The sequence below is a fragment of the Micromonospora sp. ATA51 genome, from assembly GCF_016802855.1.
In the GTDB taxonomy this organism is placed as follows: domain Bacteria; phylum Actinomycetota; class Actinomycetes; order Mycobacteriales; family Micromonosporaceae; genus Micromonospora; species Micromonospora sicca.
In genome coordinates, this window is sequence record NZ_JAEVHJ010000319.1 from 1 (window position 1) to 7,538 (window position 7,538).

Here is a 7,538-nt window from a genome sequence, read left to right on the forward strand (position 1 = left end):
TCGCCGGGAGTGGCTCGGAGACGCGAAACGGACGTGGAGCCGACCGTAAGACCCCGCTCGCGGGGCCGGTGGCTGTGAAACGTCAACCCGGCACCGCCACGGCGGGCAACACCGGGACCGTCCCACCGCAAGGTAGGACATCCAATCATGAGCACACCAACGCCTCATGAGAGGAAACGGATCACTGCGTCCGGTGCGCGCGCGGGGGGCGGGGCGGGTGCGGGGGCTGCCACGGAGCGGGACGCTGCTCCCGGTGACTCTCGTGGCGATACTGCTCGGCTTGGCCGCCGCCGTATTGCGGACGCCGACCGGCTGCCACCCGGGTGGGCCCGGCCGCGCCGGCCGACCCAGTCGGCCGGCCCGGCCGCCGCCCGGCCCGGGTCACGCGGGGCGGGCTGCCGCTTCCCATGGCGCGGTGGGGTACCGATCCGCTTGGCCCTGCCGGCCGCCCTCGCGGTGCTCCGCCCGGGCGCCGCGGGTGGACCTGCTGGTCATACCGGCCGGCGGGGCCGTCCTCCTCGCCGCCCGGGCGCTGGTGCTCGACGTGGTGGGCGCGGAGGCGCCCGACAGTTCGTCCGCGCTCTACCTGGCCCTCCGGCCCGAGCAGGCCCAGCGCGCCGTCGGCCTGCCCGAGGGGAGCCGGTTCGCCGTGGTCGTCCGGGCTGAACCGGGACGGGTCGATCAGTGCCGGTGCGGGTCAGTCCCAGTGCGGCGGGCGCTCGGCGAGCAGCCAGTCGTCGTTGCCGCCGGACCGCTCGCCCCAGCCACGGTCGGTGTCGTCCGCGGTCTGCTCGGGCAGGACCACGAAGTCGTCGCTGAGGTCGACCGTACGGTCGTCGTCGCCGCGCGCGCCCGGCACGCCGGGGTCCTCGGTGCTCACGACCGGCAAGGATACCGCCGTCCGGCGGACGACGTGCGCGTCCGAGCGGCGGAGGGCGGCCGGCAGCGGCATCATCACCGCCGACCACGTCGCCGTCTGCGATCAGGGCCACCGCGTCGGTCGCGAGCGGGTAGCGGACGGGCATCCGCCGGCCCGGAGATCGCCGGCCGCGTCGGTCCGCGAGCGGGTAGCGGACCGGTATGTGCTCACCGGGAGGACCGCCCCGCCGCGTCGGGCGGCCGGCCTGCCGGGTCGTTGGTAGCGTCGGACGGCGTGACGACGCCGAGCGGAGCCAGCCCCGGGGACGAGTTCTGGCGGCGCCCGCCGGACCAGCCGCCGACCGACGGGACCAGCCAGCCGACCGCGGACGCGGGTGCCGGTGGACCCACGGCCGGCCCGGGCGGCGGACCGGGTGGGTACGCCGGCCCGCCACCGACCGTGCCGCCGCCGCCCGGCTGGCGACCGTCGGTGCACGTGCAGGTACCCCCGCCGCGACAACTCCCGCCGCAGGACATGGCCGGCATCGACGGCGCGGAGCAGCAGGCCCAGCGGCTCACCTACGGCATCGGCGCGGTGGCCGCCGTGGTGGTGGTCCTCCTGGTCTGCCTGCTCTGCTCCCGGGTGATCTTCTGAGCGTGCGGGCCCGGGTCAGACGATGTTGCTCCACACCATCTTGGCGCCGCTGTCCCCGGTGCGATAGACGTACACCAGCGCGAACACCGCGAGGACGGCGACCACCCCGGTGAGCACCCAGGCGAGCCACGAGGGCAACCCGCGCACCCGTTCGAGTCCGCTGGTCAGGAGCAGCAGCACCAGGGCCGCCACGGCCAGGCCGACGGTGAGCCAGAGCAGGGTGTCGCCGTACTCGGAATGCTCGCGGATCTTCTGCAGGCCCTCCGGCGGGTAGCCCCGGCCCCTGAGCACCTCCTCCAGCTCCTCGCCGGACTGGGTGGCCACGAAGGTGACGATCGGGGTCAGCACCGCGAGTACGGCCACCGCCCAGCCGAAGCGGGACCGCCAGTGGGGCAGCACCCCGTACGCGACGGAGAGCAACGCCAGCAGCGGCACCAGCGCCACGACGGCGTGGATGACCAGGACGTGACCTGGCAGACCATTGACTTCCCTGAACACCGACACCTCCGGCAAGTGGACGGGCACCGCGGGCGATCAGCCTACGACGCTGTGACGGTCGTCGCTGTTCGTCACTCCGGTACACGCGAAGGTCGGGGTCGAGGTTCACCGAAACCACTCCACCGGTCGCTGTGTCCCGGGCCACCCAGGTCCCGGCTCCCTTGTCGCCCCGGTGAGCCCGTGCTGTCATTACGTCATGTCCAGTGGTGAGGAGCTGCTCCGGTCGAGGGGCCTGCGGGTGACCCGACCCCGCCTCGCCGTGCTGGACGTGCTCGCCGCCGGCGGCCACCTGGAGGTCGACGAGATCACCCGCCGGGTCCGCGAGCGGCTGGACTCGGTCTCCACCCAGGCGGTCTACGACGTGCTCGGCGCGCTCTCCCGGGCCGGGCTGTCCCGCCGGATCGAGCCGGCCGGCAGTCCCGCCCGGTACGAGGCCCGGGTCGGGGACAACCACCACCACGTGGTGTGCCGGGGCTGCGGCGAGATCGCCGACGTCGACTGTGCGACCGGCAGCGCACCGTGCCTCGACCCGATCACCGCCCACGGCTTCGAGGTGGACGAGGCGGAAGTGACCTTCTGGGGGCTCTGCCCCACCTGCCAGGCCCGCCGCTCCGCCGACGACTGACTCGTCCGGCCCGCCGGCCGGGTGCAGGCCCGGACAGGGCGGGCCGGTACGTGGCACTCTTGGTCGGTGGACTCCGATGATCTCGGCCTCTTCGGTCCCGGATCGGTCACGTGGAAGGTGCACGAGGAGCCGATCCTGATCGTCGCCGGCCTGCGTTCGCTCTACCTGCAGGCGCTGCACCCGCGGGCGATGGCGGGGGTGGCCCAGAACAGCAGCTACCAGACCGATGCCTGGGGTCGCCTGGTCCGCACCGCCGGCTACGTGGCGACCACCATCTACGGCACCACCGCCGAGGCGGAGGCGGCCGGCCGACGGCTGCGTACGCTGCACGCCCGGCTGCGGGCCCGCGACCCGTTCACCGGCGAGGAGTTCCGGATCGACGACCCGGAATTGCTGTGCTGGGTGCACGTCACCGAGGTCGAGTCCTTCGTCAGCACGGCCCGCCGGGCCGGGCTGGCCCTGACCGACGACGAGGTCGACGGCTACTACACCGAGCAGCGCCGGGCGGCGGCCCTGGTCGGGCTGGACCCGGCGGACGTGCCCGGCACCGCCGCCGAGGTGGACGACTACTACCGGCGGATCCGCAGCGGCCTGCGGATGACGCGGGAGGCGGCCGAGACGGCCCTCTTCCTGACCGTCCCGCCGATCCCCTGGAAGCTCAACCTGCCCGTCAAGCTCGGCCTGCACCTCGGTCCGCCCAGGTGGGCGTACCTGGGGATCGCCGGCACGGCGCTGGGGCTGCTCCCGGCCTGGGCGCGCCGGCTGTACGGCGGTCTGGGGCTGCCCACCACCGCGCTCTCGGCGGACCTGAGCGTCCGGGCGCTCCGGCTCGCACTGGCGGCGCTCCCGCGGCGCTACCGGGAGGGGCCGTTGCAGCAGGCCGCCAAGGAACGCGCCGCCCGCCTCACCCCCGCCGCCTGACGCCGGCGCCAGGGTGCGACGCGAGTTGCCGCAACTGGGCCCGTCCGGCCGCCTGGAGAACCCTGGTTGCCGCATCCCACGTCCGCCGGTCGCCGGAGTGGGCGACGTCAGTCCTGGTCGGGGGCCCGCTCCACGGCCGCCCATGGGTCCTTGCCCGGCGTCTGGGCCCCGGTCGGGCAGGTGCGGCGGTAGTCGCACCAGCCGCAGCGCGGCCCGGGGGTGGTGGGGAAGGCCTCGTCCGGGTCGGCGCCCTCGGCGACCGCCCGCTCGGCGGCCAAGATGTCCCGGGCCGTCTCCTCGGCCCGGGTGACCTGGCGGGCCAGCGACTCGGCAGTGTGGTCGTGCGCGGCGACCGTGCCGGTGGGCAGGTGGTGCAGCTCGACCCGGCGGCAGGGCCGGCGGAACACCCGCTCGGCCGCGTACGCGTAGAGGGCGAGGGCCTGCGAGCCGCGGGCGTCGTCGCCGTCCAGGCCGGTGCGGCCGGTCTTGTAGTCGACGATGACCAGCTCCGGGCCGTCCGCGCCGGGTCGGGAGTCGATCCGGTCGGCGCGGCCGTTGAAGGCCAGCACCCCGGTCTTGACCGCCACCACCCGCTCCACGCCGATCGGCTCGTCCCCGGGATCCAGGCCGGCGACGTAGGACTCCAGCCAGGCCAGCGCCCGGCGGTAGGCGTCCCGCTCCTGCTCGTCGTCGCGGTAGCCCTCCCGCACCCAGGTGCCGCGGAGCAGGGTGGCCAGGGCCTCCGGCCGGCGCCGCTCCGGGGCGAGCGCGTACCAGTTCTTCAGGGCGGTGTGCACGCTGGCGCCGAGCGAGTTGTGCGCCCACGGCGGACCCTTCGGCGGCGCCGGACGGTCGACATAGGAGTAGCGGTAGCGGCGCGGGCAGTCGGCGTACGCCCCGAGCTTGCTGGGGGTGCAGACGAAGAGCCGCTCCGGCATGCCCTCGAAGCCGAGCTGCTCGGCCTGCTCGGCGCGGGGTCGGGGGGCCCGGCCGCCGGTGCCCGGTCGTCCGGTCGGGGAGGGTCGTCGCACGCCTGAGATCCTGCCACCCCGGTACGACACCCGGGCGGGCGGCGGGCCCGGCGGTCAGCTCATGGTGAGGTACTGGGTCACGAAGGCGGCGATCGCGTCGGCGATGAGCTGCACCGCGATGGCGGCCAGCAGCAGGCCGGCGATCCGGGTCAGCACCTCGATCCCGCCCGGCCGGAGGATCTTGACGATCACGCCGGAGAAGCGCAGCACGACCCAGACCGCCACCATGACCGCGACGATCGCGGCGGCTATCGCGGTGTAGTCGCCCAGGGCGCCGGCCCGCTGGACGAAGAGCATGGTGGCGACGATGGCACCCGGCCCCGCCAGCAGCGGGGTGCCCAGCGGCACCAGGGCGATGTTGGAGGTCACCTGCTGGCTCGGGTCGTCCGCCTTGCCGGTGAGCAGCTCCAGGGCGACCAGGATCAGCAGCAGCCCGCCGGCGGCCTGCAACGCCGGCAGGTCGACGTGCAGGTAGGCCAGGAGCGTCTGCCCGGCCACCGCGAAGATTACGATCACCCCGAGCGCCAGCGCCACGGCCTGCCAGGCCGCGCGGTTCCGGTCCCGGGCGGGCAGCGGCCCGGTCAGCGCGAGGAAGATCGGCATCATGCCCGGCGGGTCGACGATCACCAACAGGGTCACGAAGACCTCGCCGAAGAGCTTGAGATCCACCCGGACACGGTAGCCGCGGCGTCCAGGCGGTTCAGCCTGAAGCGACCGGGGTCACCCCGCTGGCCGTGGCGACGATCCGCTCGTACGCCCCGGGGTCGGTGGTGTGCCCGCCGAGCCGGACCGTCTTGTGTGTGCCGTGGAAGTCCGACGACCCGGTGACCAGCAGCCCCAGCTCGACGGCGAGCCCCCGGACGTGGGCGCGCTCGGCCGGCGAGTGGTCCTCGTGGTCGGCCTCCAGGCCGGCCAGCCCGGCCGCCGCCAGCGCCACGATCAGCTCGTCCGGCACGATCCGCCCGCGGCGGGTGGCCCGGGGGTGGGCGAAGACCGGTACCCCGCCGGCCGCCCGGACCAGCGCCACCGCCCGGAAGACGTCGATGTCCTCCTTGGGCAGTCGGTACCGCTCCCCCAGCCAGTCCGGCCCGAACGCCTCGGAGGTGGTCGCCACCAGCCCGGCCCGGATCAGCGCCTGGGCGATGTGCGGCCGGCCGACCGTCCCACCGGCCGCTCCGGCCAGGATCTCCCGCCAGCTCACCTCGATGCCGTCGGCCTGCAGCAGCCGTACGATCCGCTCACCGCGCACCTCCCGCGCCAGCCGCACCCGGGCCAGCTCGGCGACGAGCTCCGGCTCGGTCGGATCGAAGAGGTACGCGAGCAGGTGCAGCGGGATCGCCGGCTCGACGCCGAACCAGCGGCAGGAGAGTTCCGCGCCGCGAATCAGGGTGAGCCCCGGCGGCAGCGCGCGTACCGCGGCCTCCCAGCCGGCGGTGGTGTCGTGGTCGGTGAGGGCCACGACGTCGAGCCCGGTGTCGGCGGCAGCCCGGACCAGCTCGGCGGGGCTGAGCGTGCCGTCGCTGGCGGTGGAGTGGGTGTGCAGGTCGATCCTGGGCGCCGCGGTCATCCGCCGACGCTACCGGTCCCGGCCGGCCCCCGCCGGGCGCCCCGGAGGGTCAGGAGGCGGTGTCGCTGACCAGGACGGGCCGTTCGCCGGGGGCGACGCCGCCGACCGACGCCGCGCCGGGGCGCTCGCCGGCCAGCACCCGCTCGACCCGTACCCGGACGAGCCCGCCGGCGCCGTCGACGTGCAGCGCGGTCCCGGTCGGCGTCCAGGCCACCACATCGGTCACCGCCGGCCCGGCGGACCGGGCCGACACCGTCGAGCCGAGCGTGTCCAGGTCGACCAGGAGCGCATCCTTCCCGGCCCCGTTCACCAGCAGCCACCGCCCGTCGGCCGACACCCCGCCCCGGCCGTCGGTGCCCAGCTCCGGACCGCAGCCGGTGCGTACCGGAGCCAGGCCGCGGGCCGGATCGAGCAGGGCCAGGCAGGGCCGTCGGGGCGTACCGGCGGAGACCTGGCCGACCACCCGGCCGTCGGGCAGCACGCCGTAGACGTTCAGCAAGCTCCGCTCGGCGGCGGCCGGCAGCGCGCCGGCCAACCGGCGCCAGACGGTGAAGCCGCCCTGCCCGGGCTGCCGGACCAGGACCGCGTCACCGACGAAGCCGACCGGCACCGCGCCGTCCGGGGCCGGCGTGCGGGTGGTCGCGAAGAGTTGGTCGCCGACCAGGGCGGCGGCGAGCAGTTCCCGGCCGTCGCGCCAGGCGAGCTGCCGTCCGTCCGGGGCCAGCGCGATCGCGTCCGCGCCGGCCAGCAGCACCTGCGGCGCGCTGCCGTTGGGCGGCACCCACCAGAGGGTACGACCGGCGGCGGTGGCCACCGAGGTGACCAGCCAGCCGCCGTGGTCGCGACCCGCTGCGCCCGGTCCACCGGGCCCACATCGGTCAGCTCACGCCGCTCGCCACCGCTGCCCTCGAGCCAGGACCCGATGATCAGGTCCAGCTCGGCCCGGACCGGCCCCTTCGGCGACGGCGTGGACGGTGACGCGGTCGGCGGCGGCGCCGGGGTGCGCGGATCGCCGAGCACCACGATCGGGCTGCCCTGGTGGCCGGGCCGGTCGCCGAACTGGGCCGTGCCGGTGGTGACCAGCACCGTGGCCGCCCCGGCCAGGGCGAGACCGGCCAGCGCGCGTCGGCGTACCGTCCGGTTCGCCCGGCGGATGGCCAGCGCGGCCGGGTCGGCGGCGAGCGGGCCCGGCGCGGCGACCCGACGGGCGAACGTCTCCCGCAGCGCCCGCTCCAGCTCGTCCTGCGTCACGGCGAATGGACGCTCCGGACCCTCGGTCTGGTTGTCGCAGGGGTTCGGTGTCCGGCTCATCGGGTCTCCACCGGGACGGTGGCGGGCCGCACGGCGGCCGGACGCCGGGCCAGGGCGGCCGGCCGGACCGCG

The 7,538-nt window shown here is 75.6% G+C and carries 10 protein-coding genes; 4 read left to right on the plus strand and 6 right to left on the minus strand.

The features are described 5' to 3' along the window. Positions 1-697 precede the first annotated feature (697 nt). Positions 698-880 carry a hypothetical protein gene (locus JNW87_RS31495; RefSeq protein WP_109804223.1) on the minus strand — a complete coding sequence of 61 codons (183 nt, stop codon included), beginning with the start codon at positions 878-880 and terminating at the stop codon, positions 698-700. Between the two features lie 273 nt (positions 881-1,153). Here JNW87_RS31495 and JNW87_RS31500 point away from each other — a divergent pair, with 273 nt between their 5' ends. Continuing rightward, positions 1,154-1,513: a hypothetical protein gene (locus JNW87_RS31500; RefSeq protein ID WP_109804222.1), complete on the plus strand. Its 360-nt coding sequence runs from the start codon at positions 1,154-1,156 to the stop codon at positions 1,511-1,513. A 15-nt stretch (positions 1,514-1,528) separates the two neighbouring features. Here the strand turns inward: JNW87_RS31500 and JNW87_RS31505 are convergent, their stop codons facing one another. Then, positions 1,529-2,011 (minus strand): DUF2231 domain-containing protein, encoded by a 483-nt coding sequence (locus JNW87_RS31505; protein ID WP_109804221.1) that lies wholly within the window; start codon positions 2,009-2,011, stop codon positions 1,529-1,531. Positions 2,012-2,207: 196 nt separating this feature from the next. Here JNW87_RS31505 and JNW87_RS31510 point away from each other — a divergent pair, with 196 nt between their 5' ends. Together JNW87_RS31510 and JNW87_RS31515 are read left to right on the plus strand one after the other, a co-directional pair. After that, complete coding sequence (locus JNW87_RS31510; protein WP_109804219.1) at positions 2,208-2,636, plus strand: Fur family transcriptional regulator; 429 nt, start codon at positions 2,208-2,210, stop codon at positions 2,634-2,636. Between the two features lie 66 nt (positions 2,637-2,702). Then, entirely contained in the window at positions 2,703-3,557 is an 855-nt protein-coding gene (locus JNW87_RS31515; protein ID WP_109804218.1) for an oxygenase MpaB family protein, read from the plus strand. Between the two features lie 107 nt (positions 3,558-3,664). Here the strand turns inward: JNW87_RS31515 and JNW87_RS31520 are convergent, their stop codons facing one another. The 4 genes from JNW87_RS31520 to JNW87_RS31535 all read right to left on the minus strand — a co-directional run bounded on the left by JNW87_RS31520 (position 3,665) and on the right by JNW87_RS31535 (position 6,969). Beyond that, entirely contained in the window at positions 3,665-4,495 is an 831-nt protein-coding gene (locus JNW87_RS31520; protein ID WP_109804220.1) for a PD-(D/E)XK nuclease family protein, read from the minus strand. A gap of 147 nt (positions 4,496-4,642) precedes the next feature. Then, positions 4,643-5,257 carry a MarC family protein gene (locus tag JNW87_RS31525; protein WP_109804217.1) on the minus strand — a complete coding sequence of 205 codons (615 nt, stop codon included), beginning with the start codon at positions 5,255-5,257 and terminating at the stop codon, positions 4,643-4,645. Between the two features lie 31 nt (positions 5,258-5,288). Further along, positions 5,289-6,155, minus strand: a complete 867-nt coding sequence (locus tag JNW87_RS31530) for a PHP domain-containing protein (protein WP_109804216.1) — start codon at positions 6,153-6,155, stop codon at positions 5,289-5,291. A gap of 49 nt (positions 6,156-6,204) precedes the next feature. After that, positions 6,205-6,969, minus strand: a complete 765-nt coding sequence (locus JNW87_RS31535; protein ID WP_238454927.1) for a hypothetical protein — start codon at positions 6,967-6,969, stop codon at positions 6,205-6,207. Between the two features lie 108 nt (positions 6,970-7,077). Between JNW87_RS31535 and JNW87_RS31540 the strand changes: the two genes are divergently transcribed. After that, positions 7,078-7,538: hypothetical protein (locus JNW87_RS31540; RefSeq protein ID WP_238454928.1), on the plus strand; the 461-nt coding region annotated here is incomplete at its 3' end.